The 26,592-nt window shown below is 61.5% G+C and carries 28 protein-coding genes and 1 riboswitch; of the genes, 23 read left to right on the forward strand and 5 right to left on the reverse strand.

Going from position 1 to position 26,592, the window contains the following annotated elements; genetic code table 11:
• Window positions 1–12 precede the first annotated feature (12 nt).
• Window positions 13–153, forward strand: a riboswitch (molybdenum cofactor riboswitch).
• The 16 genes from moaA (at window position 141) to G5253_RS03675 (ending at window position 13,150) form a co-directional block, all read left to right on the forward strand.
• Complete coding sequence (gene moaA, locus G5253_RS03600) at window positions 141–1,136, forward strand: GTP 3',8-cyclase MoaA (RefSeq protein ID WP_266134518.1); 996 nt, start codon at window positions 141–143, stop codon at window positions 1,134–1,136. (Overlaps the previous riboswitch by 13 nt.)
• A 240-nt stretch (window positions 1,137–1,376) precedes the next feature.
• On the forward strand, window positions 1,377–1,919 hold the full coding sequence (napF, locus tag G5253_RS03605; RefSeq protein WP_202003227.1) for a ferredoxin-type protein NapF: 543 nt from the start codon (window positions 1,377–1,379) through the stop codon (window positions 1,917–1,919).
• A 29-nt stretch (window positions 1,920–1,948) separates the two neighbouring features.
• Complete coding sequence (locus G5253_RS03610) at window positions 1,949–2,203, forward strand: chaperone NapD (protein ID WP_031227438.1); 255 nt, start codon at window positions 1,949–1,951, stop codon at window positions 2,201–2,203.
• A 101-nt stretch (window positions 2,204–2,304) separates the two neighbouring features.
• Window positions 2,305–4,794 carry a nitrate reductase catalytic subunit NapA gene (gene napA / locus G5253_RS03615; RefSeq protein WP_266134517.1) on the forward strand — a complete coding sequence of 830 codons (2,490 nt, stop codon included), beginning with the start codon at window positions 2,305–2,307 and terminating at the stop codon, window positions 4,792–4,794.
• 16 nt (window positions 4,795–4,810) lie between these two features.
• Window positions 4,811–5,548: a ferredoxin-type protein NapG gene (napG, locus tag G5253_RS03620; RefSeq protein WP_201995906.1), complete on the forward strand. Its 738-nt coding sequence runs from the start codon at window positions 4,811–4,813 to the stop codon at window positions 5,546–5,548.
• Window positions 5,545–6,420 (forward strand): quinol dehydrogenase ferredoxin subunit NapH, encoded by an 876-nt coding sequence (gene napH, locus G5253_RS03625; RefSeq protein WP_216951734.1) that lies wholly within the window; start codon window positions 5,545–5,547, stop codon window positions 6,418–6,420. Before napG ends, napH begins: the two co-directional genes overlap by 4 nt.
• The gene (locus tag G5253_RS03630; RefSeq protein WP_005334452.1) at window positions 6,420–6,875 is read left to right on the forward strand and encodes a nitrate reductase cytochrome c-type subunit; all 456 of its coding nucleotides are present in this window, start codon (window positions 6,420–6,422) and stop codon (window positions 6,873–6,875) included. The genes napH and G5253_RS03630 overlap by 1 nt, the downstream gene beginning before the upstream one ends.
• Window positions 6,876–6,886: 11 nt before the next feature.
• The gene (locus G5253_RS03635) at window positions 6,887–7,477 is read left to right on the forward strand and encodes a cytochrome c3 family protein (RefSeq protein ID WP_005353459.1); all 591 of its coding nucleotides are present in this window, start codon (window positions 6,887–6,889) and stop codon (window positions 7,475–7,477) included.
• A 242-nt stretch (window positions 7,478–7,719) separates the two neighbouring features.
• The gene (gene moaB / locus G5253_RS03640; RefSeq protein ID WP_064340970.1) at window positions 7,720–8,226 is read left to right on the forward strand and encodes a molybdenum cofactor biosynthesis protein B; all 507 of its coding nucleotides are present in this window, start codon (window positions 7,720–7,722) and stop codon (window positions 8,224–8,226) included.
• A gap of 9 nt (window positions 8,227–8,235) precedes the next feature.
• A complete protein-coding gene (gene moaC / locus G5253_RS03645) occupies window positions 8,236–8,760 on the forward strand; it encodes a cyclic pyranopterin monophosphate synthase MoaC (RefSeq protein ID WP_266134516.1) in 525 nt (174 codons plus the stop codon).
• Window positions 8,757–9,002 carry a molybdopterin synthase sulfur carrier subunit gene (gene moaD / locus G5253_RS03650; RefSeq protein ID WP_266134515.1) on the forward strand — a complete coding sequence of 82 codons (246 nt, stop codon included), beginning with the start codon at window positions 8,757–8,759 and terminating at the stop codon, window positions 9,000–9,002. The genes moaC and moaD overlap by 4 nt, the downstream gene beginning before the upstream one ends.
• A gap of 101 nt (window positions 9,003–9,103) precedes the next feature.
• Window positions 9,104–9,577, forward strand: coding sequence for a molybdopterin synthase catalytic subunit MoaE (gene moaE, locus G5253_RS03655; RefSeq protein WP_266134514.1), 474 nt, complete (start codon window positions 9,104–9,106; stop codon window positions 9,575–9,577).
• Window positions 9,578–9,664: 87 nt separating this feature from the next.
• Entirely contained in the window at window positions 9,665–10,393 is a 729-nt protein-coding gene (gene modA / locus G5253_RS03660) for a molybdate ABC transporter substrate-binding protein (RefSeq protein ID WP_266134513.1), read from the forward strand.
• Between the two features lie 111 nt (window positions 10,394–10,504).
• The gene (gene modB, locus G5253_RS03665; RefSeq protein ID WP_236344488.1) at window positions 10,505–11,185 is read left to right on the forward strand and encodes a molybdate ABC transporter permease subunit; all 681 of its coding nucleotides are present in this window, start codon (window positions 10,505–10,507) and stop codon (window positions 11,183–11,185) included.
• Window positions 11,182–12,282, forward strand: a complete 1,101-nt coding sequence (gene modC / locus G5253_RS03670) for a molybdenum ABC transporter ATP-binding protein (RefSeq protein ID WP_410170578.1) — start codon at window positions 11,182–11,184, stop codon at window positions 12,280–12,282. Before modB ends, modC begins: the two co-directional genes overlap by 4 nt.
• Window positions 12,283–12,373: 91 nt before the next feature.
• Window positions 12,374–13,150 (forward strand): alpha/beta fold hydrolase, encoded by a 777-nt coding sequence (locus tag G5253_RS03675; RefSeq protein WP_266134512.1) that lies wholly within the window; start codon window positions 12,374–12,376, stop codon window positions 13,148–13,150.
• A 70-nt stretch (window positions 13,151–13,220) separates the two neighbouring features.
• On the opposite strand, the gene moeB is transcribed toward G5253_RS03675, so the two are convergent.
• Window positions 13,221–13,976 carry a molybdopterin-synthase adenylyltransferase MoeB gene (gene moeB, locus G5253_RS03680; protein WP_266134511.1) on the reverse strand — a complete coding sequence of 252 codons (756 nt, stop codon included), beginning with the start codon at window positions 13,974–13,976 and terminating at the stop codon, window positions 13,221–13,223.
• Window positions 13,973–15,199: a molybdopterin molybdotransferase MoeA gene (gene moeA / locus G5253_RS03685; RefSeq protein ID WP_323137654.1), complete on the reverse strand. Its 1,227-nt coding sequence runs from the start codon at window positions 15,197–15,199 to the stop codon at window positions 13,973–13,975. Before moeA ends, moeB begins: the two co-directional genes overlap by 4 nt.
• Before the next feature lie 309 nt (window positions 15,200–15,508).
• Here moeA and folE point away from each other — a divergent pair, with 309 nt between their 5' ends.
• Window positions 15,509–16,165, forward strand: coding sequence for a GTP cyclohydrolase I FolE (gene folE, locus G5253_RS03690; protein ID WP_058055823.1), 657 nt, complete (start codon window positions 15,509–15,511; stop codon window positions 16,163–16,165).
• Between the two features lie 411 nt (window positions 16,166–16,576).
• Entirely contained in the window at window positions 16,577–18,232 is a 1,656-nt protein-coding gene (locus G5253_RS03695; protein ID WP_266134509.1) for a methyl-accepting chemotaxis protein, read from the forward strand.
• 71 nt (window positions 18,233–18,303) lie between these two features.
• Here the strand turns inward: G5253_RS03695 and G5253_RS03700 are convergent, their stop codons facing one another.
• Window positions 18,304–20,034, reverse strand: a complete 1,731-nt coding sequence (locus tag G5253_RS03700; protein WP_266134508.1) for a formate--tetrahydrofolate ligase — start codon at window positions 20,032–20,034, stop codon at window positions 18,304–18,306.
• A 67-nt stretch (window positions 20,035–20,101) separates the two neighbouring features.
• Between G5253_RS03700 and G5253_RS03705 the strand changes: the two genes are divergently transcribed.
• Window positions 20,102–20,530, forward strand: coding sequence for a hypothetical protein (locus G5253_RS03705; protein ID WP_266134507.1), 429 nt, complete (start codon window positions 20,102–20,104; stop codon window positions 20,528–20,530).
• A gap of 41 nt (window positions 20,531–20,571) precedes the next feature.
• On the opposite strand, the gene G5253_RS03710 is transcribed toward G5253_RS03705, so the two are convergent.
• Window positions 20,572–21,474 carry a LysR family transcriptional regulator gene (locus G5253_RS03710; RefSeq protein ID WP_266134506.1) on the reverse strand — a complete coding sequence of 301 codons (903 nt, stop codon included), beginning with the start codon at window positions 21,472–21,474 and terminating at the stop codon, window positions 20,572–20,574.
• Between the two features lie 109 nt (window positions 21,475–21,583).
• Here G5253_RS03710 and G5253_RS03715 point away from each other — a divergent pair, with 109 nt between their 5' ends.
• From G5253_RS03715 to G5253_RS03730, 4 genes are all read left to right on the forward strand, one after another.
• Window positions 21,584–22,144, forward strand: coding sequence for a YceI family protein (locus G5253_RS03715; protein ID WP_005334411.1), 561 nt, complete (start codon window positions 21,584–21,586; stop codon window positions 22,142–22,144).
• Entirely contained in the window at window positions 22,144–22,881 is a 738-nt protein-coding gene (locus G5253_RS03720; RefSeq protein ID WP_266134505.1) for a hypothetical protein, read from the forward strand. Before G5253_RS03715 ends, G5253_RS03720 begins: the two co-directional genes overlap by 1 nt.
• Before the next feature lie 182 nt (window positions 22,882–23,063).
• Window positions 23,064–24,188: an adenosylhomocysteinase gene (locus G5253_RS03725; RefSeq protein ID WP_266134504.1), complete on the forward strand. Its 1,125-nt coding sequence runs from the start codon at window positions 23,064–23,066 to the stop codon at window positions 24,186–24,188.
• Between the two features lie 78 nt (window positions 24,189–24,266).
• Window positions 24,267–24,575, forward strand: coding sequence for a SelT/SelW/SelH family protein (locus G5253_RS03730; RefSeq protein WP_042054621.1), 309 nt, complete (start codon window positions 24,267–24,269; stop codon window positions 24,573–24,575).
• Between the two features lie 114 nt (window positions 24,576–24,689).
• Here G5253_RS03730 and G5253_RS03735 read toward each other — a convergent pair whose 3' ends face one another.
• Window positions 24,690–26,399 carry a lysophospholipid acyltransferase family protein gene (locus G5253_RS03735; RefSeq protein WP_266134503.1) on the reverse strand — a complete coding sequence of 570 codons (1,710 nt, stop codon included), beginning with the start codon at window positions 26,397–26,399 and terminating at the stop codon, window positions 24,690–24,692.
• Window positions 26,400–26,592: the final 193 nt, after the last annotated feature.

The raw sequence follows: 26,592 nt of genomic DNA on the forward strand, positions 1-26,592 counted from the left end.
GTTAGCATCGAAAAACTAGATGAACTCCGAGCGGTTTTGCCTAAGTCCTGGTGATAGGGGGAAACCAGCCGTCAGCCGACGTTCGAGCTGTAAGGGTCAGGAAAGAAATGCCCTGGCCTCCCGTATTTGGAAAGGTGTTTATGTTGCCACTTGAAGATGGTTTTTCCCGTCGTTTTTACTATTTGCGTCTGTCAGTGACCGATGTGTGCAATTTCCGCTGCACCTATTGCCTGCCTGACGGCTATCGCCCCCCCGAAGGTCACAAAGCGGGGCGTCAACCCTTTCTCTCGATTGACGAGATCAGCCGCGTGGTCAGCGGTTTTGCCGCCATGGGTACCCGCAAGGTGCGCATCACGGGGGGCGAGCCCTCCCTGCGCCGCGATTTCACCGAGATCGTCAAGGTGATTGCCACCACCCCGGGCATCGAGAAGGTCGCTATGACCACCAACGGCTATCGCCTCAAGGAGCGGGCTCAGGAGTGGTTTGATGCCGGACTCAATGCGCTGAATGTCAGTGTCGACAGTCTCGACCCGCGCCAGTTTCACCAGATCACCGGTGAGAACAAGCTGGCCGAGGTGATGGAGGGGATCGAAGCAGCACTGGCCGCCGGTTTCAAATCGGTGAAGATCAATGCGGTGCTGCTCAAGGGGCTCAACGACTATCAGCTCGATGCCTTTCTGGGCTGGATCAGGCACAAGCCCATCGAGCTGCGCTTTATCGAGCTGATGCAGACCGGCGAGATGGATACCCTGTTTCGTGACCACCATGTCAGCGGGGAGCAGATCAAACAGCGCTTGCTGGAGAGTGGCTGGGTGCAGCAGTTGCGGGGCACGGATGACGGTCCGGCGCAGGTCTTTATGCACCCTGATTCGCAAGGTGGGGTGGGGCTCATCATGCCCTACAGCAAGGATTTCTGTGCCGGTTGCAACCGGCTGCGGGTCTCCTCGCTGGGGAAGCTGCATCTTTGCCTGTTTGGCGACAACGGCATTGACCTGCGGGATCTGCTCGGCGCAGATGGGCAATCTGATGAGCTGCAACAGCGCATTCGCGCGGCACTGGCGGGCAAGAGTGCCACCCATCGTCTCCATGAGGGCAATGCCGGCATCACCCCTCATCTCGCCTCGATCGGCGGATAACCGCAAAAAATCGCCAACGATTAAATAGCAATCCTCACATGGAGGTATTTTAACCGATACCTCCATTTTTATTGCGCTGCAAGGCTTTGATCTGGCGCAAGAATCCCCCCTGTTTATCTCCCTGGTGGTATATCCCTTACCTTGTCAGGGCCGCAATATACACCCACTCTTATAATTGGTATCAAGAATGCCAATCATGGACTCGCACTGTCCCCCTTTTTCACCAGAACAGGAGTCAACATGCCGGATGAGATCGATCTTGCCCGCCGCGGCCTGTTCCGGGGGCGGCTGAGAACCGCCGAACCGCCGGTGCAGTTGCCCTGGTCAGTCAACTGGTCGGCATTTGTCGCCGACTGTACCCGCTGCGGGGACTGTCTGGCGGCCTGTCCGGAGCAGATCCTGGTGAATGGCGAGGGTGGTTTTCCGGTGGTCGATTTCCAGCGTGGCGAATGCACCTTCTGCACCGAGTGCGCCACGGTCTGCAAGGCGCCTGTATTTCGCCCGACCAGCGAGTCCCCCTGGCACTACAAGGCCCATATCGAAGCCAACTGTCTGGCCAATGGTCAGGTGTTCTGCCAGCGCTGTCAGGACAGCTGTGAGCCCAATGCCATTCGTTTTATTCCGGTGCTGGGGCGTGTGCCTACCCCGACGGTCGAGCCGGATCGCTGTAATGGCTGCGGCGCCTGTGTGCAGGATTGTCCGGTTGGCAGCATCAAGGTCGATGGGCGAGCCGCCCCATCCGGTGTTACGAGCCAGTCCACCCTCAAGCAGGAGTCAGAATGAGTCAGAAGCCGTGTGACACAGAAGCCACAATGGATCAGGAGTTCCATGTATCGAGTCTGGTGGTGCTGACCCAGCCCCCCTTGCGCCATCAGCTCGCCGAGCAGATTGGCGCCCTTGAAGGGGCCGAGATCCACGCCGTCAGTGACGAGGGTAAGCTGGTCGTGACCCTGGAAGGTCCGAGCCAGCGGCCGATCATGGCGGCCATTGATGCGATACAGGCGATGCCGGGTGTGCTCTCTGCCGCCCTGATTTACCACCAGTTCGATGAACTGGGCGGTCACTGAAAAGAGTGATGGGATGCCGGGCGTGCCCTCTGCCGCTGATGGCTGGCTCCCGTTCGACAGATTCGACAACTATTACGCGATAAGCAATGTGAGGATATGCCATGAAGCTGAGTCGACGCGACTTTATGAAGGCCAACGCGGTGGCAGCTGCCGCTGCCGTGGCCGGTGTCAGTGCCCCCACGCTGGCAGCCAATCTCATCACCAGTACCGACAAGACTGCCATCCATTGGGATAAGGCTCCCTGCCGCTTCTGCGGTACCGGCTGCTCCGTGCTGGTGGGCTCTCAGGATGGTCGGGTCGTGGCGACTCAGGGCGACCCCGATGCGCCGGTCAACCGTGGCCTCAACTGCATCAAGGGCTACTTCCTCTCCAAGATCATGTACGGCCAGGATCGCCTGACCCAGCCGATGCTGCGGATGAAGAACGGCCAGTTCGACAAGGATGGCGACTTCGCCCCCATCAGCTGGGATCAGGCGTTCGACATCATGGCCGAGAAGTTCAAGGCGACCCTGAAAGAGAAGGGGCCGACCGCCGTCGGCATGTTCGGCTCCGGCCAGTGGACCGTCTGGGAAGGCTATGCTGCCGCCAAGCTGATGAAGGCCGGTTTCCGCTCCAACAACATTGACCCCAATGCCCGTCACTGCATGGCCTCTGCGGTCGTTGGCTTCATGCGTACCTTCGGTATGGATGAGCCGATGGGCTGTTACGACGATATCGAGCAGGCCGATGCGTTCGTGCTGTGGGGCTCTAACATGGCCGAGATGCACCCCATCCTCTGGTCGCGGATGTCCGATCGCCGTCTCTCCAACCCGGATGTGCAGGTGCACGTGCTCTCGACCTTCGAGCACCGCAGCTTCGAGCTGGCGGACAACGGCATGGTGTTCACCCCGCAGACCGATCTGGCGATCCTCAACTATGTCGCCAACTACATCATCCAGAACGACAAGGTGAACTGGGACTTCGTCAACAAGCACACCGTGTTCAAGAAGGGGGTCACCGACATCGGTTACGGCCTGCGCCCGACCGATCCGCTGCAGCAGAAAGCGAAGAACCCGGACAGCGGCGATGCCACACCGATGACCTTCGAGGAGTTTGCCAAGTTTGTGGCCGACTACGATGTGGAGTCTGTCTCCAAGCTCTCCGGCGTCTCCAAAGAGAAGCTGGAAAAGCTGGCCAAGCTCTATGCCGATCCGAGCAAGAAGGTGGTCTCTTACTGGACCATGGGGTTCAACCAGCATACCCGCGGTGTCTGGGCCAACAACCTCTGCTACAACATCCACCTGCTCACCGGCAAGATCTCCGAGCCGGGTAATGGTCCTTTCTCACTGACCGGCCAGCCCTCTGCCTGTGGCACCGCGCGTGAAGTGGGTACCTTTGCCCACCGTCTGCCTGCCGACATGGTGGTGACCGAGTCCAAGCACCGCGCCATTGCCGAGAAGATCTGGAAACTGCCGGAAGGGACCATTCCCGACAAGGTGGGTTTCCACGCCGTGCTGCAGGATCGCATGCTCAAAGATGGCAAGCTCAACGCCTACTGGGTGATGTGCAACAACAACATGCAGGCCGGCCCCAACATGAATACCGATCGCCTGCCTGGCTATCGCGATCCGCGCAACTTCATCGTGGTCTCCGACCCGTACCCGACCGTCACTGCCCAGGCTGCTGACCTCATTCTGCCGACAGCCATGTGGGTGGAGAAAGAGGGGGCCTACGGCAACGCCGAGCGCCGCACCCAGTTCTGGCACCAGCAGGTGAAAGCGCCGGAAGGGGCCAAGTCCGACTTGTGGCAGCTGATGGAGTTCTCCAAGCGCTTCAAGGTTGAGGAAGTGTGGCCGGCTGAGCTGATTGCCAAGATGCCGGAAGTGAAGGGCAAAACCCTGTTCGATGTGCTCTATGCCAACGGTCAGGTCAACCAGTTCCCGAAAGAGCAGAGCAAGGGGATGCTGAACGACGAAGCCGAACACTTCGGGTTCTACGTCCAGAAGGGCTTGTTCGAGGAGTACGCCACCTTCGGTCGCGGTCACGGCCACGATCTGGCGCCGTTCGATCAGTACCACGAAGCCCGTGGTCTGCGCTGGCCTGTGGTAGATGGCAAAGAGACCCTGTGGCGCTATCGCGAAGGGTTTGACCCCTATGTGAAAGCGGGCGAGGGGGTGCGTTTTTATGGCAAGCCCGATGGCAAGGCGGTCATCTTCGCCCTGCCGTTCGAGCCCGCTGCCGAGTCGCCGGATAAAGAGTACGATCTGTGGCTCTCCACCGGCCGCGTGCTGGAGCACTGGCACACCGGCACCATGACCCGTCGGGTGCCCGAGCTCTATCGCGCCTTCCCGGATGCGGTGCTCTTCATGCACCCGGATGATGCCAAGGCTCGCGGCGTGCGTCGTGGTGAAGAGGTGATCGTCTCCTCCCGCCGTGGCGAGGTGAAGACCCGGGTCGAGACCCGTGGTCGCAACCGTCCGCCGAAAGGACTGGTCTTCATGCCCTTCTTTGATGCGAGCCAGCTGGTCAACAAGCTGACCCTGGACGCCACCGATCCGCTCTCGAAAGAGACCGATTACAAGAAGTGCGCCGTCAAGGTGATGAAGGCTTAAGGCGGGGGAGTACGAGATGAGTCGTAGTCGTCGCCAGTTTCTGGCCGACATGGCCAAGGGGGCCTGCGGTGTGGGCCTGCTTGGCGTGGGGCTCGGCGGCATGGCACGCCAGCAGGCACAAGCTGTGCCTGCCCAGGCGCTGCGCCCGCCTGCCGCCCTCGATGAAGCAGAGTTTCTCGGCGCCTGCGTGCGTTGCGGGCTCTGCGTCGAGGCCTGCCCCTACGACACCCTCAAGCTCGCCCGGCTGTTTGACCCTGTGACCACCGGCACCCCCTATTTCAAGGCGCGTGCCGTGCCCTGCGAGATGTGTGATGACATCCCTTGTGTGGTGGCCTGTCCGAGCGGGGCGCTGGATCAGCAGATGACCGACATCGATCAGGCCCGGATGGGGGTGGCAGTGCTCATCGATCACGAGACCTGCCTCAACTATCTGGGGCTGCGCTGCGATGTCTGTTATCGGGTCTGCCCGCTGATTGACAAGGCGATCACTCTGGAGCTGCAGCATAACCAGCGTACCGGCAAACACGCCATGTTCCTGCCCACGGTACACAGCGATGTCTGTACCGGCTGTGGCAAGTGCGAGCATGCCTGCGTGCTGGAGGAAGCGGCCATCAAGGTGGTGCCACGCCAGCTCGCCAAAGGTGAGCTGGGTCATCACTACCGGCTCGGCTGGGAAGAGAAGGCCAAGGCGGGGAACAAGTCGCTCATCGGCGACAGACTCACCCTGCCCACCCGCAAACCGGAGGGGTTATGAGTCGTTATCCGGGGGAAGAGGCTAGCATCAAGCTGGGGTGGTGGCGTTCCCACCGCTTCCTGCTGCTGCGTCGGCTGAGTCAGTTCAGCGTGCTCGGGCTGTTTTTGCTGGGGCCGCTGGCGGGCATCTGGATCCTCAAGGGCAACCTCTCCAGCTCGCTGTTGCTGGAGACGGTGCCGCTGACCGATCCCCTCACGCTGTTGCAGTCGCTGGCGGCGGGTCACTGGCCCATCACCACTCTCTGGCTGGGGGCTGCCATTGTGCTGGCCGGTTACTGGCTGGTCGGGGGGAGGGTGTTCTGCTCCTGGGTCTGTCCGGTCAACCTCATCACGGATGCTGCAGCCTGGCTCAGGGTGCGCCTTGGCCTCAAGGGCAATGGCCAGTTCAGCCGTGCGACCCGCTACTGGCTGTTGGCCATGGTGCTGGTGGTGCCTGCTGTGGTCGGCGTGATGGTGTGGGAGCTGGTCAATCCGGTGTCACTCGCCATGCGCGGCCTGCTGTTTGGCATGGGGGCTGGCTGGGCCCTGCTTGCAGCGCTATTCCTGTTCGATCTCTTCGTGGTTGAGCGGGGTTGGTGCGGTCATCTCTGTCCGGTGGGGGCCTTCTATGCCCTGGTCAACCGGGTCGGATTTATCAAGATTTCTGCCAAGGGGCGCGAGCGGTGCAACAACTGCATGGATTGTTATGCGGTCTGCCCGGAGCGTCCCATCCTGCGCGGGCCTGTTCATGGTGCCAAGCGCGGTCATGGGCCCTTGATTGCGGCTCAGGAGTGTACCAACTGTGGCCGCTGCATCGATGTCTGCGCGGAACAAGTTTTTGAAATCACTGTAGGTTTTGCCGTCAAGGCAGAAAAAACGTCGGAGAACAAATAATGAAAAAGCTGATTGGAGCAATGCTGGCCTGCCTGATGGCGGGATCCTTGATGGCAGCGGCCCCCGAGATCACCAACAGTACCGGTGGCCTCAAGTCCGAGCGTGGCGCCACCGATCTGGTGACCGATGCCACCGCCGCGCCCCTGAAAAACTTCCGCAAGGATGGCGCGCCCTACGATCGCCAGTACATGCATCAGCCGCCGCTGATCCCCCATGACATTCGCAACTACGAGGTGGACACCAAGGTCAACAAGTGCCTGGCTTGCCACAGCTTCAAGAATGCCAGCGCCATGAAGGCCCCCAAGATCAGTCCGACTCACTTCGAGACCCGCGACGGCCTGACCCTGGGTGAAGTGTCGCCGCGTCGCTACTTCTGCCTGCAGTGCCATGTACCGCAAGCGGATGCCAAGCCGCTGGTGGAAAATACCTTTAAACCGGTTGAAGCGCTGAACTGAGGAATCCATAGATGAAATTACCCGGCTTTATCCAGCGTCTGTGGACCACCTTCAAGTCACCATCGAAGGCGGCTCTCTGGGTCATCCTGCTGATGGGCTTCTTCGGTGGCGTGATTTTCTGGGGTGGCTTCAACACCGCCATGGAAGCATCCAACACCGAGGCCTTCTGCACCAGCTGTCACGAGATGAAGGACAACGTGTTCGAGGAGTACCGCGACACCATCCACTACGCCAACCGCTCCGGCGTGCGGGCCAGCTGCCCGGATTGCCACGTACCGCACGAGTGGACCTACAAGATCATCCGCAAGGTGCAGGCCTCCAAGGAGCTGTGGGGCATGATCACCGGCAAGGTGGATACCCGTGAGAAGTTCGAGTCGCACCGGCGCGAGATGGCGGAGCGAGAGTGGCAGCGGATGAAAGAGACCGATTCGCGCGAGTGCCGCAACTGCCACAACTTCGAGTATATGGACTTCTCCCTGCAGGGGCAGCGTGCCGCCAAGATGCACTCTACCAATCTGGCCAGTGGTGAAAGTACCTGCATCGACTGTCACAAGGGGATAGCTCACCAGCTGCCCGACATGACTGGGGTGAAAGGGTTCTGATCCTGCGACGACAGGCCGGGTTTGCCCGGCCTGCGTTTTGTTCATATATGGGACAAGCATCAGATTTGTGTGTCTTTTAAATCCCATATCTCGTGAAACCTTTGATAGAATCAGCCCGCCGTCACACGCTTGAGCAAGTTGGTCACCCCTGTCTGCGTCCGTTTTTGCGCCCTGACAGCTGGCCTCTCATACCCCTTCTCTTCCTGCCTCGTTGACGGCCCATAGCCACAAGGAGCTGCCCGATGGGACAGAAACATAACGCATTTATTCCCCTCAAGATCGCCGTGCTGACGGTTTCCGACAGCCGCACTGCCGCCGATGACAGCTCGGGCGACTATCTTGTCTCGGCCCTTACCGACGCAGGCCATCAGCTGGCCGATCGGGCGCTCTGCCCCGACAACCTGTTTCGCATTCGCGCCCAGGTGAGCGAGTGGATCGCCGATGAGGGAGTGCAGGTGGTACTGATTAACGGCGGTACCGGCTTCAATGAACAGAACCGGGTACCGGAAGCGGTCGGTGTGCTGTTCGAGCGCACCGTACAGGGTTTTGGCGAGATGTTCCGTCAGCTCTCTTTTGCCGAGATTAAAGGCTCCGCCATGCAGAGCCGTGCGCTGGCGGGGCTCGCCAATCGCACCCTGATCTGCTGTCTGCCGGGCTCCACCGGCGCATGTCAGCTGGGTTGGGAACAACTGATCCGCGATCAGCTCGATGCCCGCACCAAGCCGTGCAACTTTGTCTCCCACCTCTGAGAGCAAACGATGAACCAGACCGATCCCAAGCAGACCCAGCCCAACCTGACGCATCTGAACCAGAGCGGCGAAGCCCATATGGTGGATGTGACCGACAAGCAGGTGACCGAGCGCGAAGCCCGCGCCGAGGCGTTTGTTGTCATGGCCCCCGAGACGCTGGCGCTGATCCTGAGCGGCCAGCACCACAAGGGTGACGTGTTCGCCACCGCCCGCATCGCCGGCATCATGGCCGCCAAGAAGACCTCCGATCTTATCCCACTCTGCCATCCGCTGGCCTTGACCAAAGTCGAGGTGGAGATAGTGCCGCTGCCCGAGCAGCAAAAGGTGCATATCCGCACCCTCTGCAAGCTCTCCGGCAAGACTGGTGTCGAGATGGAAGCGCTGACCGCCGCGTCGGTGGCGGCGCTGACCATCTACGACATGTGTAAGGCGGTACAAAAGGACATGGTGATCGAACAGGTGCGGCTGGTAGAGAAAAAGGGCGGCAAGTCCGGCCATTTTCAGCTGGGGTCAAATAGCGGGGAGCAAGCATGATCAAGGTACTGTTTTTTGCGCAAGTAAGAGAGCTGGTGGCCTGCGATGAGCTGAGCCTGCCGTGCGACTACGCCACTGCCGAACAACTGCGCTCGGCGCTCTGTGAACGCGGCGACAAGTGGGCGCTGGCGCTGGAAGCTGACAAGCTCTTGGTCGCGGTCAACCAGACCCTGGTGCCCCTCGACACGCCTATCAATGATGGCGATGAGGTGGCCTTCTTCCCGCCGGTGACCGGAGGTTAAGGATGAGCGAGATAATGACCGTGGATCGCACCACTGAGCTGTGCGGTGGTGACGAAGTGGCCTTCTTCACTTTCTCTCCAGTAACGACCGGAGGCTGAGCCATGAACGACGTAGCCATTACAGACCGCATTCTGGTGCAGCGGGCCGATTTCTCGCTGGCGGACGAATATGCCCGCCTCGCCACCCGCCCCGACAGTGGCGCTATCGTCACTTTTGTTGGCAAGGTTCGCGACTTCAATCAGGGGGAGGAGGTGAAGGGGCTTGCCCTCGAGCACTACCCCGGCATGACCGAGAAGGCGCTGGCCGATATCGTGCAGGAGGCCCGTCGCCGCTGGCCGCTGCAGGAGTGTATCCTCATTCATCGTATCGGCGAGCTGTGGCTTGGCGATCAGATCGTGCTGGTGGCGGTGAGCAGTGCCCACCGCGACGCAGCCTTTGATGCCTGTCACTTCATCATGGATTTCTTGAAAACCCGGGCACCGTTTTGGAAAAAAGAGCTGACTGCCGAGGGTGTGCAACGCTGGGTCGAGGCCAAGGAGAGCGACAACGCCGCCGCTGCCCGCTGGCAAGCCTGACCTGTTCATCACGAGGGGCGCAGGTTCAACGGGAACCACGGCCCCGCCAAGGGGCGCGGATGTGCGGGCCCCATCAGGAGAAAGGGAATGAAACCGCTGTTATCTGTTGTCATCGCCGGCGTCTGCGCCGCCACCTTGCATACCGGTGCCGTGCAGGCTGATGAAGTGAAGGTGGCTGTGGCTGCCAACTTCAAGGGAACCATAGAGCGTATCGGCAAGGAGTTCACCGCCAAGACCGGCCACACCCTGGCCATCTCGTCTGCCGCCACTGGAGTGCTCTACACCCAGATCAGTCACGGCGCACCGTTCGATCTCTTCCTCTCCGCCGATGCGGTGACCCCCGAGAAGCTGGAAAAAGAGGGCAAGGGGAGCGATCGCTTCACCTACGCCATCGGCCAGCTGGGGCTGTGGAAGAAGGGGGGGCCGGCCCCTGACGAGGCGACCCTGCGCAGCTGGAAAGGCAACCTCGCCATCGCCAATGCCCGTACCGCCCCCTATGGTGCTGCCGCCATGGCGACCCTCACCCATCTCAAAATCGATCCCAAGCAGTACCGGTTGCTGACCGGCGCCAACATTGGCCAGACCTGGCAATTTGTCGACACCGGCAATGCCGAGCTGGGCTTTGTCGCCTGGGCCAATCTGGTGGAAGCGGGCAAGACCGCCGAAGCCTGGGCAGTGCCTGCCGACTTCTATCCGCCCATCGAACAGCAGGGGCTGGTATTGAAGAAAGGCGCCGCGGTCGAGGCGCTGGTCGCCTGGCTCAAGGGGCCGGGTCAGGCGCAGATCAAGGCGGCGGGTTATGCCTTGCCCCAATAAGGGGATGGGCCTTATGCGATACCCTGAGTGGTCGGCCTTCGGGTCGGCCACTCTTTGCAATAAGGATGGATACCATGCCGTTGGGGGCATTTATCAACCGGGAGGTCGGCAATGAGTGAAGGGGATCTGCTGGCGGTCTGGCTCACAATGAAGCTTGCGGCCTGCACCACAGCGATTTTGCTGTTGCTGGCACCGCCGCTGGCCTGGTGGCTGTCGCGCAGTCAGAACCGGCTGCGGCCGCTGGTGGAGGCGCTGGTGGCGCTGCCGCTGGTGCTGCCCCCCACTGTGCTGGGTTTTTATCTGCTGCTCGCCTTCTCCCCCGAATATGGCTTCGGCGCCTGGTGGCGCGACACTTTTGGTGCCCCCCTTGCCTTCAGCTTTCCCGGCCTGCTGTTTGCCTCCATCCTCTATTCGCTGCCGTTTGTGGTGCAGCCGCTCACCTCCGCCTTCGTCAACATGGGCAACAAGGAATTGGAGGCCGCCGCTACCCTGGGGCTAGGCCCGCTGGAACGCTTCTTCCACATCATCTTGCCGATGACCCTGCCCAGCTTCGTGATGGCGGCGGCCCTCGGCTTTGCCCACACCCTGGGGGAGTTTGGCGTAGTGCTGATGATTGGCGGCAATATCCCGGGTGAGACCCAGGTACTCTCCATCGCCCTGTTTGATCATGTGGAGGCGATGGATTACCAGAACGCCCATATTTTGGCGGGCGGTTTGATGGCCTTCTCGCTGGTGATGCTGGTGCTGGTCTATGGTGTGCTGCAGCGTAGACAGCGGAGAGTGTTTGGATGAACCAGCCCGCCACTATGCCGCCAGTGAACGAGCCGCACCGCCATGCCCTGAACCTCTATGTTCGGCGCGAGTTTGGCTCCTTTACCCTCGATTGCGCACTGACCCTCGAGCTGGGGGGGATCCTCGGCCTGTTCGGCCCCTCCGGCTGCGGCAAGAGCACACTGCTGCGCATCATCGTCGGACTCGATCGCCGAAGTGGGGATCGCTTGCGGTGGCGCGATCGGGAGTATGCTCAACTTCTGCCCGAAGCGCGCCGGATCGGATTGGTGTTTCAGGACTCGCGCCTCTTCCCCCATCTGACGGTGCTCGGCAATCTGCAACTGGCGGCCCGCAAGGGGCGAGGGCGCTGGCAGCCCGAAGCGCTGGCGGCGCGACTCGGTTTTGCCGATCTGCTGGGGCAGCCTGCCCATACGCTTTCTGGCGGTCAACGCCAGCGGGTAGCGCTGGGGCGGGCGCTGCTGGCCGAGCCTGATCTGCTGCTGCTCGATGAGCCTTTCTCGGCGCTCGATCGGCGCAGCCGCATCCATCAGGCCCATGTGCTCAAGGGGTTGCAGCAGGAGAGCGGCATCCCGATGATCTTCGTCAGCCACGCTATGGAGGAGGTGAGTTTGCTCTGCGATCAGCTGGTGCTGCTGGAAGGTGGCAGGGTAGAGGCGCAAGGCAGGCCGAGGGAGATTTTCGCCCGCACCGATCTCTCGCTCGCCAGTCGCGACGATGCCGGGGTGATGCTGGCGGCGACCCTCTCTCACTACGATGAAGAGGAGCAGATGGCGACCCTGCAGCTTGGTGAGCAGCAACTGCGGGTCACCATGACCCATGTGCCGGACGAGAGCGGCCCCTTGCAGATCAAGGTGGCCGGGCGCGATGTGGTGATCGCCACCGCCCCCATCGAGCACTCCAGCCTTTCCAACTGTCTCGTCACCCGTCTGCTGGCGGTGCGCGAGGTGCGCCCCGGCCAGACCCTGTTGCAGTTGGCGCTGGGTGAGCAGATACTGCTGGCCCGGATCACCAGCCGCTCCGCCAGGCGGCTGGCGCTGGTGCCGGAGCAGCAGATCTACGCTTACATCAAGGCGGTGAGTCTGGTCAGCGAAGGCTGATTGGGCGCCGTGCTGATAACGTGGCAGGATGGCCACGGGCCATATAACAACGAGAGATGGTTCAGGTGATGAGTCGAGAGGCAATACACTGATGCGCCGCAATCAGGTGATGAAATTCAACGGTCTTGCCCTGCGCAGTGCGGGGGAGGGCCCCTTACTGTTGCTGCTGCACGGGCTGGGCTCCTCCAGCCTCGACTGGCAGGCGCAGATCGAACGGTTTTCCGAACAGTACCGGGTGGTGGCGCTGGACTTGCGCGGCCACGGCCAGAGCATGCAGGAGGGGCCGTTCGATGTGGCGACCCTGGCAGCCGATGTGGTGAACTGGCTCGATGCACAGCAAGAACCCGCCTGGGTGGTGGGATTGTCGCTCGGGGCCATGGTGGCGCTGGAGCTGGCGCTGCAACTGCCCCACAAGGTGCAGGGGCTGGTGCTGGTCAACGGTTTTAGCGAGTTTCTGCTGGAAACACCCAAAGAGCAGGAGCGTTACGCCCAGCGCCTCAAATGGCTGCGCTGGTTTGGCATGCGCCCGCTCGCCTGGTGGCTGGGACGCGAGCTCTTCCCGGGCCCGGATCTGGCGCAGGTGCGCCATACCTTCCGGCTGCGTTTCGTGCGCAATAAAAAGAAAACCTACAAGGCGCTGCTGGAGGCGCTACCGGGCTGGTCGGTACGTGCCCGGCTCGGCGCTATCTGGCAGCCGGTGGCCATCATCTCCACCAGTCACGACTACCTGCCGCTGGCCAAACGGGTAGAGCAGTTTGCCGCCTTGCCCAACGCAACCATCCACACCCCCAACGGCCACCACGCCTGGCCCGCGGAAGACCCCTCGGGCTTTAATCACCTGTTGCAACGGATCCTCACGACCCATTAAAGAAGGGGTTGTTAGGTGCAGGTACCAAAAAGCCGAACCACAGGGTTCGGCTTTTTTGATCCCGCTTGCGTCAAGGATGGGAGCAGACGGGGCAGTCGGGGCGCTTGGGCAGCTTCATCTCGCGGAAGGTGCCGCTCAGGCCGTCGATCATCAGCAGGCGGCCGTTGTAGTTCTTGCCCATGCCGGCCAGTAGCTTGATCGCTTCGAGTGCTTGCAGGCTACCCACCAATCCCACCACGGGGGCGAGCACACCTGCCTCGACGCAGGTGAGGGCCTGCTCGCCAAACAGGGCGCTGAGGCAGGCGTAGCAGGGCTCATCCTGCTGCCAGGTGAAGCTGCAGAGCTGACCCTCCAGCCGGATGGCGGCGCCACTGATCAGCGGCACCTTGTGCAGGCGTGCCTTTTGATTCAGCAGGTTGCGAATAGCCAGGTTGTCGGTGCAATCGAGCACCAGCTGATGCCGTGGCAGCAGGGTATCGAGCAGCGCCTCATCGGCCACGGCAGCGTGGGTCTCCACGTTGAGCCAGGGATTGAGGGCACGCAGCGACTGCGCTGCTGAGTCCACCTTGTAGTGACCGATGCGCTCATCGTTGTGTAACACCTGACGCTGCAGGTTGGAGAGCTCCACCTTGTCGAAATCGACCAGAGTGAGCTGGCCAACCCCGGCCACCGCCAGATACTGGCTGGCGGCGCAGCCAAGGCCACCGGCGCCGATCACCAGCACCCTGGCTTGCTTGAGCGCCTCCTGTCCCTCGAAGTCGAAGGATTTGAGGATGATCTGGCGGTTGTAGCGCAGCAGTTCGGCGTCGCTCAGGATCTCGCTCACAGCAGCAATCCCCCGAATGGCTCCACGGTCACCGTCTCGCCCGCGGCGACGCGGCCCCGTTCCCGTTCAAGAACGATGTAGCAGTTGGCTCGCGACAGGGAACTGAACACGGCGGAGTCCTGCGAGCCGGTGCTGCGCACCTCGAGGCCGTTCGGTCCCTGACTCATGATGCCGCGCTGGAAGTCGAGTCGGCCCGGGCTCTTTTTGAGTGGCTCGGCCGCAATGGCCTGTAGCTGGAGCGGGCGCTCGAAGTGCTGACCTGCCAGCTTGGCCAGCGCCGGTTGCACCAGCTGATCGAAGGTGACCATGGCGGAGACGGGGTTGCCCGGCAGGCCGAAGAACCAGGCGCGGGGCAGACGGCCAAAAGCAAACGGCTTGCCCGGCTTGATGGCCAGCTTCCAGAAGCCAATCTCGCCTAGCTCGTCCAGCAGTTGTTTGGTGAAGTCCGCTTCCCCCACCGAGACGCCGCCGGTGGTGATGAGTACATCGGCCTCTTCGTCGGCGCGGATAAAGGCAGCGCGCAGTTGGGCGGGCTCGTCCGGGATGATACCAAGGTCGAGACAGTCGCAGCCCAGCCGCGCCAGCATGGCCCGCACGCCGTAGCGGTTGGAGTCGTAGATGTCGCCGTGGGCCAGCGGGGTGCCAACCGGCTTGAGCTCATCGCCAGTGCTGAAGATGGCCACTTTCAGCGGTCGGCGTACCGGCACGGTCGCGATGCCGAGGGAGGCCAGCAGCGGCATCTCGCGCGGGGTAAGGCGGGTGCCGGCTTGCAACACACAAGCACCCTTGCCGATATCGCTGCCGGCGCGGCGGATATTCTGGCCCGGTTCGGGTTGCGCCAGAAAAGTGATCCGATCGCCATCGGCCTGCGTTTCTTCCTGCATCACCACCGCATCGGTGCCTGCGGGAACCGGGGCGCCGGTCATGATCCGCACGCAGTGGCCGGCGGGCCACTCGCCCTGATAGGGCTGACCGGCAAACGCTTTGCCCGCCATGATGAGCGGGGTGCCGCTGGCGAGATCCGAAAGGCGCACTGCGTAACCGTCCATGGCAGAGTTGTCGAAGGGGGGCACGGCGAGGGGAGAGGCGATGTCGCTGGCAAGAACCCGGCCAAGGGCATCTGGCAGGGGCAGCTGCTCGCTGTCGCAGCAGCAGGCGAGTTGTTCCAGCATCCCTTGCCGGGCATCGCTTAAGGGGAGTAGTCCGCTGGTATCAAATCCCATCGTCATGACCTCTTTCTATGATTGAAGGCGGGATTATCACAAAAATCCCCGGGGATGGGCAGGTTATCTCAAGGGAATCTCGGGGTAATCGGCGCCAAAACGGGGTGAGATGGCCATAAAGTATGAGGTGACGCACAAGTTGACTTGAATCTTGGCGGCAATGGCCGTTTACTATGCCGCCATAACAGATGGCCGTTACATCCCGTGTGGCGACCATTACAGCGATACCGTCGGCCCTGTACGCCGCCATAACATAAGGGGTTGCTCGATGAGCTGCCCTCACAGTCCCTGAGCGTGGGAGAGAAGATAATGACAACCTTAAGTCCGGAAGCCTTGCTGGTCAGGGCTGCCCTCGAAGCCCAGGGACTGGAAACCCCCCTGGTCATCAACGAGCTGAACAGCCAGCAGAAGCGGGAGAAGATCGAAGGCCATATGCGCTCCATCATGGAGACGCTGGGGCTGGATCTGACCGATGACAGTCTGGCCGAGACGCCGCATCGCATCGCCAAGATGTACGTCAATGAGATCTTCTCCGGCCTCGATTATTCCACCTTCCCCAAGGTGACAGTGATCGAGAACAAGATGCAGGTGGACGAGATGATCATGGTGCGGGACATCAGCCTCACCAGCACCTGCGAGCACCACTTCGTCACCATCGACGGCATGGCTCATGTGGCCTATATCCCTCGAGGCAAGGTGATTGGCCTGTCGAAGATCAACCGCATCGTGCAGTTCTTTGCCCGCCGTCCCCAGGTGCAGGAGCGGCTCACCCAGCAGATCCTGCTGGCGCTGCAGACCCTGCTCGGCACCAAGGATGTGGCCATCAGCATCAAGGCGACCCACTACTGTGTCAAGGCGCGCGGGGTGATGGATTCGACTTCTTACACCACCACCACCTCCCTCGGTGGGGTGTTCAAGACCCAACCCGATACCCGGGCCGAATTTCTGGGCGGCCTGCGCGGATAAGATGGCGGTTATTTTGTAACCGCCTTGCTGAATAAACGAGACGCCAGCAGCCATTGCTGGCGTTTTTCATTGGTTCCGGATCAGAGTGGTGGCCTGCAACGGCTTGGCCCGTGCGGCTTGCCTTATGCAAACGTTATGTATTTTTTCGATTTATTCATCTGAGCAGTATATTTAATCGAGCACGATAAATCCCTCGTTTTCACCTTACAAAAAGTAACCGGACAGACTCTTTCCGAACCATCACAATCCGGTTACTCTAGCGCCCCCTCACGGCTCTCGCTGCCGCTCATGGAATTCAGAGATATTCATCAAGGTTGGATGGTGCGCCACTGAACAGGTGGCCAGATAGTTCATGCCAGGAGGGCGTGAACCGGACGAGTGCTACGAATTTAACGACCACCAGGATATCCCATGAATACCAGTACCATGACCATAGGTAAAAAACTCACCGCCGGCTTTGCCGTGCTCGGTTTGATGGTCGCCTTTATCGGCGGTTTTGCCCTTGTCCAGTTTGGCAACATGAATGATGTTGCCATCCGGTTTACCGACAGCATCTTGCCAGCGGTCAATCGCACCAGCGCGATCGGGGATTCTCTCGGTGAGCTGCGTCGTTATGAGCTGGGTTATTTCGTGGTGGCCGCCGAGCCGCTGAAAAGGGCTGAATATCGGAATATTGCCAGTCAACAGCTTAACTCGATCGCGCAGCAGCTGATTGCCCATGACAAGACGATCTGGCCTGAGGATGTGGCGGAGCGCCGTACCTTCGATACGGTGAAATCTGACTGGGATCGTTACGTCGCCCTGCACCAGCGAGTCAAACAGCTGCAAGACAGCGATCAGCTTGCCGAAGCCCAACGCATCTTCCTTGAGGAGGGGGTTCCCCTTTACACCGCGCTGAGCAAGTCAGTGGCCTCCCTTATCCAGATTAACCATGGTTATGCGTCTGAATCCCGCAGCGATATTGTCGACTCTTATCACTCCGCCAATCTGAGTGTCACCATCGCGCTGGTGCTCGGTTTGATCCTTGTGGTGGTGCTCTCCGTGGTACTGACCCGCCAGATCCGCGACCCGCTGATCATGCTGGCCCGTCAGGCCCAGCGTATTGCCAATGGCGATCTGGGTCAGGGCGAACTGCAGCAGTGGATCCGTGACAGCCGCTTCAACCGTGATGAACTGGGTCAGCTGGGCTCCGCCATCAACCGGATGCAGGGCTCCCTCTCCGATCTGGTGAGTGAGATCGCCGGCTCCGTGAGCCAACTCAGCAGCGCAGTGGAGGAGGTGAGCGCCATCTCCAGCCAGTCTGCCAGCGGCATGGCCATCCAGCAGAACGAAGTATCCCAGGTGGCGACCGCCATGAACGAGATGCAGTCCACCGTCAATGAAGTGGCCCGCAACACCACGGATGCCATGAGCGCCGCCAAGGATGCCTCCCGCACCTCTGCTGCCGGCAGCGAAGTGGTACGCAGCTCCATTGCCAGCATCGAAGAGGTGTCGGTCAAGATTGAACAGGCGGGCACAGTGGTGCAGCAGCTGGAGGCCGATAGCGCCAATATCAGCGTGGTGCTGGATGTGATCCGCGATATCGCCGGTCAGACCAACCTGCTGGCCCTTAACGCTGCCATCGAAGCGGCCCGTGCCGGTGAGCAGGGCCGTGGTTTTGCGGTCGTTGCGGATGAAGTGCGTTCATTGGCCCAGCGTACCCAGGACTCCACCGCCGAGATCAGCAAGATGATCGAGCTGCTGCAGAGCCGCGCCGCCGAGGCGGGCAACGCCATGCAGCTGAGCCGTCACCAGATGCAGGAGAGTGTCGGTCTGGCACGGGATGCCGGTACCAGTATCGAGACCATCAACGGTGCCGTGGTGCGCATCACCGACATGAACACTTTGATCGCCACCGCCACCGAAGAGCAGAACGCGGTGACCGAAGAGCTCAACCGCAGCATCGTCAACATTCACAATGCCGCTGACGAGAATGCCCAGGGCGCTCATCAGATCGCCCAGGCTTGCGTCGAGCTGAGCAAGCTGGCCAACACCCTGCACCATATGACCCAGCGCTTCACCCTCTAAGGGTTGATGCATGGATAACAGAAGGCCCCGCAATTGGCGGGGCCTTGTTGTTTCTGGCGTTGTGGAAGGGCTCAGCTCAGGCCGACTATCTCGCCGTTCTCATCGATATCGATATGGCGATAGGCCGGCAGGCTGCCAAGGCCCGGCATGGTCATGATGGGGCCCGCCAGTGCATAGACGAAGCCGGCACCGGCGCAGAGCTTCACCTCGTCGATGGGCACCTCGAAATCGGTCGGCACGCCCTTGAGAGCGGGGTCATGGCTGATGGAGAGCGGCGTCTTGGCTACGCAGATGGGCAAGTGATCCCACCCTTCGGCGGAGAGTTGCGCCAGCTGCTGGCGCGCTCTGTCGGAGAGCAGCACTCCGCGGCCGCCGTAGCCGCACTCCACCAGGGTAGCCAGCTTGGCGTCGAGGCTCATCTCGTCGGGGTAGAGCAGTTTGACTTTGCTTGGCTGCTCGCAGGCGGTGACCACGGCGCGGGCCAGCTCGCTGGCACCGGCACCACCCTGGGTGAAGGCGTTGGAGATGGCTGCGCCACAGGCACCGGCTTGCTGCGCTTCATGGGCCAGCAGCGCCAGCTCGGCCTCGCTGTCGGTGGGGAAGCGGTTGATGGCGACCACCACCGGCACCCCGTAGCGACGGGCGTTCCGGATATGCCAGGCGAGGTTGGCGCAGCCCTGCTTGAGGGTCGGCAGATCTTCCCCTTGCAGGCTGGCTGGCAGCGGCTGGCCCGGGCGGATATCGAGCAGGCCGCTGTTGGCCTTGAGGCCGCGCACCGTGGCCACCAGCACCACGCAGGCTGGGGTAATACCGGATTGGCGGCTCTTGATGTTGAAGAACTTCTCCAGCCCCATGTCGGAGCCAAAACCCGCCTCGGTCACCACATAGTCGGTCAGACCGAGGGCGATGCGATCGGCGATCACCGAGGAGTTGCCGTGGGCGATATTGGCAAAGGGGCCAGCGTGCACCAGCACCGGCGTCTGCTCGGTGGTTTGCATCAGGGTCGGCTGCAGCGCGTCTTTCAGCAGCACCGTCATGGCGCCCGCTACTTCTAGCTGTTCGGCGGTAATGGGCTTGCCGTGGATATCGCGGGCCAGCTGGATGCGGCCGATGCGCTGGCGCAGGTCTTTAAGATCGCTTGCCAGCGCCAGAATGGCCATCAGCTCGGAGGCGGCGGTGATGACGAAGCGATCGTTGCGCTCCACACCATCGGCAGCGCCCCCCTGGCCTATGGTGAGGTGGCGCAGGGCGCGGTCATTCATGTCGAGGGTGCGCGGCCAGAGGATGTTATCGGCATCGATATCGAGCCGCGGCAGGCCTGTTTTGGCGGTGAACTCTGCACCCAGTTTCTGTTCGTGGAACAGGCGGGCATCGAGGGCTGCCGCCGCCAGATTGTGAGCCGCCGTCAGAGCGTGAAAATCGCCGGTAAGGTGGAGGTTCATCTCCTCCATCGGCACCACCTGGGCGTGGCCGCCACCAGCGGCCCCCCCCTTGACCCCGAATACCGGCCCGAGGCTCGGTTGGCGGATGGTTGCGATGCTGGGCTGGCCGATATGGTTGAGCCCCATGGATAGGCCAAGGGTGGTCACCGTTTTCCCTTCACCGAGCGGGGTCGGGGTGATGGCGCTCACCAGTACCAGCTTGCCGCTCTGCTTGGGTTGAGACGTGAGCAGGTCGAGGCTGAGCTTGCCTTTGTAGTGGCCATGAGGGCTGAGCAGGTGCTGGGGGATGGCGAGGCGTTCGGCCAGCGCGTGGATTGAGAGACGGGGGGACTGGCGGGAGATCTCGATATCGCTTAGCATCAGCACCTCGTTGGCATATCGGGGTAAAATATGCGGCGCAGTCTAGTGGAATATAACGGGTAATCCAATGACGAAAACGATTTTATTTTGTGGTGGTGAGGTTCGTCAGAATCCTGTTCTGCTGGATCTCAACGCACTCTATCATCCCCCCAAGCAGCCGATGACGGCGCTGGGGATTGTCAGCGCGCTGGTGCCGTTGTTCGGTTTCGGCTGGCAGGCGATGACCCAGGACCCCGAAACCCAGCTGCGCCACGAGATCCGCAAACGGGTCAACAAGCACAAGACAGACGAGGCAAACCTCATTTTGATCCTGCAGCTGGCCGCCATGTTTGACTGCCCCGAGATTGAAGTGGCGCTCCCCTATGCCCTCAGTGAGCAGCAGTTGTCGGTTGTCCGCACCCGACTGCCACGCTGGCAGTTGCACCCCGAGCAGGAGCGTCTGCTAGCCAAGCTCATCCCTGTTGCCGCATCCACCAACGCATCCGGCCAGCGTTAGGTTTCAAGCCGGACCAGCAGACTGTACCCTCCGCTCTGCAATCAGGTCGGCGCATCCCACTGTTGCGGGGCGAGATAGCGCTCCTGCACGAACTCGATAAAGCAGCGCACCTTGGCCGAGACGAAGCGACGGTGCGGATAGACCGCATAAAGTCCCACCTCTCCCTTGTCCCACTCTGGCAGCAGGCTGACCAGCTGTCCTGACCGCAGGGCCTCCCCCACGATAAAGGTGGGCTGCAATATGATGCCCTGATCATCACAAGCTGCGCGGGTCAGCGCCACCCCGTTGTTGGCCCGCAGCGGCCCCTGTGGCCGGATGCTCTGCTGCTCGTTTCCCCGCTTGAAGTGCCACTCCGGCTGGGTCAGGGTGTAGATCAGACAGTCGTGCTGCCTGAGATCCTCGGGCTTTTCCGGTCTGCCCTTGCGTGCCAGATAGGCGGGGCTGGCGCAAAGCTCTACCCGAATGGTGGCAAGCTGGCGCGCCACCAGCGAGGAGTCGCTGAGGTGGCCGATCCGCAGCGCCAGATCGAATCCCTCTTCCACCAGCGCTACCCGCCGGTCGCTGTACTCGATATCGAGCTTGAGATCGGGAAAGCGCTGGCGAAACAGCGGCAGGGCCGGGGAGAGGTGTAGATAGCCAAAGTCCATCGGCACCGAGAGCTTGAGGGTGCCGTTCGGCTGCTGGTTGTGGTGGGTCAGCTGGCTGTGGGTCTCTTCCAACTCCGCCAGCAGGGCGAGGGAGCGCTGGTAGTAGAACTGGCCCGCTTCGGTGGGATTGACCTGACGGGTGGTGCGCGACAGCAGCCTGGTGGCGAGGGACTCCTCCAACTGCTGCATCAGTTTGGAGGCCATGGCGACCGAGATGCCGAGCTGGTTGGCGGCCTTGGTAAAGCTCTGGCACTCCACCACCTTGATGAAAGTGCGCATGGCGGCGATCTGGTCCATTTTCCATCCTCAGTAAATAATGAATTTAATAAATCACTGATTATTCATCTTCAGAACGAGGTTAGCATTTTAACCACTGATGTGAACCCCAAGATGAAGGAACGAACGGATGAAAATGACCAAGGCTCTGCTGGCCTCCTGCCTGTTTATGGCTACCCCTCTGATGGCGGCGGATTACGATGTGGATGCGGCGCACACCACTGTGCAGTTCAAGGTGGGTCACCTGGGCTTCTCCGAACTGGTGGGTCGCTTCAACACCTTCAGCGGCACCTTCAGCATGGATGACGCCAACCCGGCGGCCGCCAAGGCGAGCTTTGAAGTGGATGCCGCCAGCGTCGACTCCAATCACGAAGCCCGCGACAAGCACCTGCGCAGCCCTGACTTCCTCGACGTGAAGCAGTATCCCAAGATGACCTTCGTCAGCTCCGCTTACGAGGGCACCAAGGATAAAGGCGTGCTGAAAGGGACTCTGACCCTGCACGGCGTCTCCAAGGAAGTGGCCTTCGATCTGGTCAAAATTGGCGAAGGCAAGGATCCCTGGGGCGGCTACCGCAGCGGCTTCAACGCCTCCACCACCATCAAGCGCAGTGACTTTGGCGTGAGCTACATGCTGCCCGGCATCCCGGACGAGATGAACATCAACCTGTTTGTCGAAGGCGTGCGCAAGTAATGGGCGCGGAACTTCTGCTGCAAACCCTGGCGGCTCCTCTGGGAGCCGCTTTGCTATCGTGGCGCTGGCCGCGACTGGGGTATCTGTGGGGCGCGCTGGCGCTCTGGCTGGTGGGATCCTGGCTCGGTGGCCTCTATGGCATACCGGAAAAGGCGTGGCAGTGGCTGCCGCTAACCCTGCTGGTCCCCGCCATTGCGGCTCAGGTGAACGATCTGCGCGGCTCGCTGCTGCTCTTTGCCGTGTTCAGCGCGCTGGTGTGGTGGCAGGGATTGGCATCGGTATTGGCGAGCGAACCCGGGATCTGGCTGGCGCTACTGCCCGCCATCCTCTGGTTTGGCTGGAGCACCTTGCGCGGTGACAGCCGCGAGGGGCTCGGGTTTGCCCTCGGCTTTATCTGGTTGGCACTGGTGATCGGCATCGATGGCAGTCTGCTGATTGCCCAGCTGGCCGGTGCGCTGGCCGCTTTCGCCGGTTTTCGCGCCCTGCTTGCCACCTTTGTTGACATCAAGGTAGCACCCGCCGGTCTGGCGCTGGCCCTCGCCTTCGTCCAGATGCTGGCCTGGCAATATGTGGAGGTGCCGCTGGTGGTGTTGCTGCCGGTCTGGTTGCTGCCGCTGCTGGAGTGGGCGTTACGTGACAAACCCTGGCCAGTGCGTTGGAGTGGGCTGATCCTGCTCGCTGCCGCGGGAACCGGGTTCAGCCTATGGTGGGTCTGGCCTGCTGCTTCTTTGTACTGATACTTGTGTGGAAAATGGTCAAATGGCGCCATTTTTGCATACCTGCTCATACTCTTGGCAGATAATGATTGAGCCCCCTATGTGTTTCAGATAAAAAGGATTTTCATTTTATTTGGACACACACAGAACCCGGCCGCGCCGGGTTCTGTTTGCCTGCTTTGCGGCACATAAGGAGGCCACAGTTGCGCAGTCAAGGATCTGAGCATCTGTTTTTTCGCCATTTCACCGGACAGGGACGTATCGACGGTCTCTGCATTCTGCTGGTCACTCACCTGCTTCCCGATCGCCCCCGTTTTATCGATGCCCTCGGTCAGATTGGGCGGATTGGCGCGATTTTACCCAAACCGAAATCGGTACACGGACCTACCTTCGAGTGGGTATCCCGGCACTATCCGGTACTGCCCCTTAACAGGCACTGGACCAATGATCCCGACAGCATAATCCAGCAGATTGCGCCGCTGGTGACCCCCCACGAGCGGTTGCTGATCCTCGATATTGGTGGTTACTTTGCCAAAACCCAGGTGATCTTGAGTGAATACTTCGGGCCCCGTTTCCTCGGGGTGGTGGAGATGACCGAGAACGGCCATCAACGCTATGAGCAGGAGGTGCTGGCGACCCCGGTGGTGTCGGTGGCGCGCAGCCCCCTCAAGCAGGCCGAGGATATCCAGATTGGTTTGAGCGTGGTCTACTCCGCGGAGTCGCTGGCTCGTAACCTCAACCGTACTTTCAACGTCTGCGAAGCCGTGCTGTTTGGCTATGGCAAGGTGGGGCGCAGCATCGCCCGCGACCTGCGCTGTCGCAACCTCCATCTCGGGTTGGTGGAGACCGATGTGCTGCGACAGGTCGAAGCGCTCTCTCACGGTTTTCGCTTGATCACCAAGGCCGAGGCGTTGAGCCGCGCCGAGCTGGTGATCTGCTCTACCGGCAACGGCTCGCTGGATTTGGCGGATCTGCAGGCGCTGCGCCCCGGCACCATGGTCGCCTCGGTCACCTCGGCCGATGACGAGTTTGCCTTCTCGCTGGCCCAGTTGCCGTGGCCGAGCGAAGAGGTGTGCCCCCATGTGCTGGCCCTCAACCGGCCGGATGGTACCCAGATCTACCTGCTCAACCGGGGTGAGGCGGTCAACTTCGTCCATGGCGCCGTGATTGGCGAATATGTCTATCTGGTGCTGGCGGAGATCATGGAAGGGATCCGGATGCTGGCGGCAGGCCCTCTTGCTCCCGGCCTGTTCGAGCTGCCAGAATCGGCGATGCGTACCATTGCCCGCCATTGGCTGGCCGATTTTCATGGGGTTGATCAGCGCTGATTTGACCGAACCGGGATCGGCCATTGGGTGGCGGTACGCCACTTCCCGCCATTGGCCGCTTTTTTTATGGAGTCACTCATGACCGAGTCTGAAACCCTGATCAGCAAACCCCGCATCGAAATCCGCTACTGCACCCTCTGTCGCTGGATGCTGCGCGCCGCCTGGCTGGCGCAGGAGCTGCTTTCCACCTTCGACAGCGATCTGGGGGAGGTGGCGCTGGTGCCGGCCAGCAAGGGGGAGTTCCGCATTCTGGTGGGTGGGGTGCAGGTGTGGGATCGGGTGGTGGATGACGGCTTCCCCGAGGCCAAGGAGATCAAGCAGCGGGTGCGCGATGTCATCGCCCCTGAGCGGCATCTCGGCCACTCGGATCGCAAGGCGGCCGAGTAACGCCAGATGGGCCGAGTGCCTCGAAAAGGTGCTGAGCATGAGAGCGAAAGGAGAGGGAGGCGATGGCCTCTCTCTCCTTTTTTGCCTTTGGCTGTTTGCTTGGCTCCAGCAGGGCTATGAGCGCGGCTCGGCCAGATGGCTGACGATATAACGGGCCCGCTTGTGGGACTTGATGCGGCTCACATCGACCCACACCAGCCCGTCGATGCAGTGGTTGAAGTCGGGGTCGATACCAAAATCCATAAACTGCACCCCGCCCGGCTCGCACAGCTCGGAGTACTGCTTGTAGAGGGTAGGGATGGCGCAGCCCAGATTGTCGAGGCGGGCCTTGAGTGCTTTGAGATCGGCGCCGTAATCCACCCCCTCGAACAGAGGTTGCGTCTCGGGGTAGGGACGGCGGGAGGGGGCTAGCGCCAGCTCGGGGGCAAAGTGCTGGCGGTAGAAGCTCACCAGCAGATCCTTGGCCGCCGGCGGCAGGCTGCCGGAGAGCGACACCGGACCAAACAGGTAGCGGTAGCGGGGATAGCGGGCCAGATAGGCACCGATGCCGAACCAGAGATAATCGAGCCCCCGCTTGCCCCAGTAGGCGGGCTGGATAAAGCTGCGGCCAAGCTCGATGGCCTGCTCCAGCCGGGGCAGCAGCTTATCCTCAAAGCCGAACAGGGTGTGGCTGTAGATACCATCCTTCCCCTTGCTGGCCAGCAGCTCCGCCACCGGGGCGAACCGGTAGGCGCCGATAATGTCGAGTCGGGCCGGATCCCAGAGGATCAGGTGGTGATAGTCGTTGTCAAAACCATCGAGATCCCGCCGCTTGCCGGAGCCTTCCCCCACCGCGCGAAAGGCGATCTCCCGCAGTCGCCCCAGCTCGCGCAGGATCACCGAGTGACTCAGTTCATGGCGGCGGTAGAGGTAGATCCCTTGACCATCCGGGGTGGTGCCGAGCTGTTCGCAGCTTTCGATGGCCTGTTTGAGCTGGCGGCGATCCCCCGGCAGGGCGATGGGGGCCTCGGTCTGCAGCCGCCCTGCCTTGCCACGGCCAATCCGGTAGAGGTGGTTGCGCACCAGCTGCGCCGCCGTCTTGGCGGGCAGCTCCTGAAAACTGCCGAGCGGAATGCGCGCTCCTATGGTCACCGGCAGGGTCTGCCCCTGCTGGCGAAACAGCTGGCGCACCAGCAATAGGGCGGAGGCGGGCTTGTTGAGCCAGGAGGCGAGATAGAACCAGAGGCTGTTGCGCCCTCCCAGATGGATGGGCACCAGCGGGGTGCGGGTGCGCTGGGCCAGCTTGATAAAGCCTGCCTGCCAGGGGCCATCTTTCACCCCCTTGAGGCCAAGCCGCGAGACTTCGCCTGCGGGGAAGATCACCAGCGCCCCTTCATGGGCGAGGTGCTCGTTCATGGCGAGGATGGCCTGTCGATCGGTCTTGCCCTCCATATTGTCCACCGGCAATAGCAAAGGGCGCAGCGGCGCGAGCTGGGCCAGCAGCTGGTTGGCGACGATCTTCACATCGGGGCGGATGCGACCGAGCAGTTGCAGCAGCGCCAGTCCGTCCAGCGAGCCGATGGGGTGGTTGGCAACAAGAATGACCCGGCCGCTGGCGGGAATATGCTCCAGTTGCGCCTCGCTGACCCGATAGTCGAAATCGAGCTGGGTCAGCGCCTGCTCGACAAAGTCGAGGCCGCGCAGGTGCGGGTAGCGGGTGGCAAAGTCGGCAAAGGCACGTTCGTTGAGCAGCCAGCCCAACAGCCGCTTTAACAGCGGGGTGAGCAGGGGGTAGCCAAGCAGGCGGGGGAAGTGCTGGGTCAGCAGGGTATCGATAGTGAACATCTGGAGGGCTCCGGCGATCCGTTGCTCCCAGCATGATGTGACACTGTTCCCGCGACATGTCAGCGGGATGACAGTTTGATGGCAGTGGCAGCCAGTTGCTCCTGAGCGACCCTCCCCGGTTTCCCTTTCTTGATGGGTGATGGCCAGATAGCAAGGGGGGAGCCGGTAAACCGGCTCCCCCCTTTTGCCCTGG

Source organism: Aeromonas sp. 602658, from assembly GCF_049173005.1.
GTDB classification, from domain to species: domain Bacteria; phylum Pseudomonadota; class Gammaproteobacteria; order Enterobacterales; family Aeromonadaceae; genus Aeromonas; species Aeromonas veronii_A.

Coding starts and splice junctions, on each gene's coding strand:
- G5253_RS03610 (WP_031227438.1), top strand. CDS start 1,949: ATGGATCAGGAGTTCCATGTATCGAGTCTGGTGGTGCTGACCCAGCCC.
- moaD (WP_266134515.1), top strand. CDS start 8,757: ATGATCAAGGTACTGTTTTTTGCGCAAGTAAGAGAGCTGGTGGCCTGC.
- moaA (WP_266134518.1), top strand. CDS start 141: ATGTTGCCACTTGAAGATGGTTTTTCCCGTCGTTTTTACTATTTGCGT.
- moaE (WP_266134514.1), top strand. CDS start 9,104: ATGAACGACGTAGCCATTACAGACCGCATTCTGGTGCAGCGGGCCGAT.
- napG (WP_201995906.1), top strand. CDS start 4,811: ATGAGTCGTAGTCGTCGCCAGTTTCTGGCCGACATGGCCAAGGGGGCC.
- modC (WP_410170578.1), top strand. CDS start 11,182: ATGAACCAGCCCGCCACTATGCCGCCAGTGAACGAGCCGCACCGCCAT.
- moaB (WP_064340970.1), top strand. CDS start 7,720: ATGGGACAGAAACATAACGCATTTATTCCCCTCAAGATCGCCGTGCTG.
- G5253_RS03635 (WP_005353459.1), top strand. CDS start 6,887: ATGAAATTACCCGGCTTTATCCAGCGTCTGTGGACCACCTTCAAGTCA.
- modB (WP_236344488.1), top strand. CDS start 10,505: ATGAGTGAAGGGGATCTGCTGGCGGTCTGGCTCACAATGAAGCTTGCG.
- napF (WP_202003227.1), top strand. CDS start 1,377: ATGCCGGATGAGATCGATCTTGCCCGCCGCGGCCTGTTCCGGGGGCGG.
- G5253_RS03730 (WP_042054621.1), top strand. CDS start 24,267: ATGACCGAGTCTGAAACCCTGATCAGCAAACCCCGCATCGAAATCCGC.
- moaC (WP_266134516.1), top strand. CDS start 8,236: ATGAACCAGACCGATCCCAAGCAGACCCAGCCCAACCTGACGCATCTG.
- G5253_RS03630 (WP_005334452.1), top strand. CDS start 6,420: ATGAAAAAGCTGATTGGAGCAATGCTGGCCTGCCTGATGGCGGGATCC.
- G5253_RS03710 (WP_266134506.1), bottom strand. CDS start 21,474: ATGGACCAGATCGCCGCCATGCGCACTTTCATCAAGGTGGTGGAGTGC.
- moeA (WP_323137654.1), bottom strand. CDS start 15,199: ATGGGATTTGATACCAGCGGACTACTCCCCTTAAGCGATGCCCGGCAA.
- G5253_RS03715 (WP_005334411.1), top strand. CDS start 21,584: ATGAAAATGACCAAGGCTCTGCTGGCCTCCTGCCTGTTTATGGCTACC.
- G5253_RS03720 (WP_266134505.1), top strand. CDS start 22,144: ATGGGCGCGGAACTTCTGCTGCAAACCCTGGCGGCTCCTCTGGGAGCC.
- G5253_RS03695 (WP_266134509.1), top strand. CDS start 16,577: ATGAATACCAGTACCATGACCATAGGTAAAAAACTCACCGCCGGCTTT.
- G5253_RS03735 (WP_266134503.1), bottom strand. CDS start 26,399: ATGTTCACTATCGATACCCTGCTGACCCAGCACTTCCCCCGCCTGCTT.
- G5253_RS03675 (WP_266134512.1), top strand. CDS start 12,374: ATGCGCCGCAATCAGGTGATGAAATTCAACGGTCTTGCCCTGCGCAGT.
- G5253_RS03700 (WP_266134508.1), bottom strand. CDS start 20,034: ATGCTAAGCGATATCGAGATCTCCCGCCAGTCCCCCCGTCTCTCAATC.
- modA (WP_266134513.1), top strand. CDS start 9,665: ATGAAACCGCTGTTATCTGTTGTCATCGCCGGCGTCTGCGCCGCCACC.
- folE (WP_058055823.1), top strand. CDS start 15,509: ATGACAACCTTAAGTCCGGAAGCCTTGCTGGTCAGGGCTGCCCTCGAA.
- napA (WP_266134517.1), top strand. CDS start 2,305: ATGAAGCTGAGTCGACGCGACTTTATGAAGGCCAACGCGGTGGCAGCT.
- G5253_RS03705 (WP_266134507.1), top strand. CDS start 20,102: ATGACGAAAACGATTTTATTTTGTGGTGGTGAGGTTCGTCAGAATCCT.
- napH (WP_216951734.1), top strand. CDS start 5,545: ATGAGTCGTTATCCGGGGGAAGAGGCTAGCATCAAGCTGGGGTGGTGG.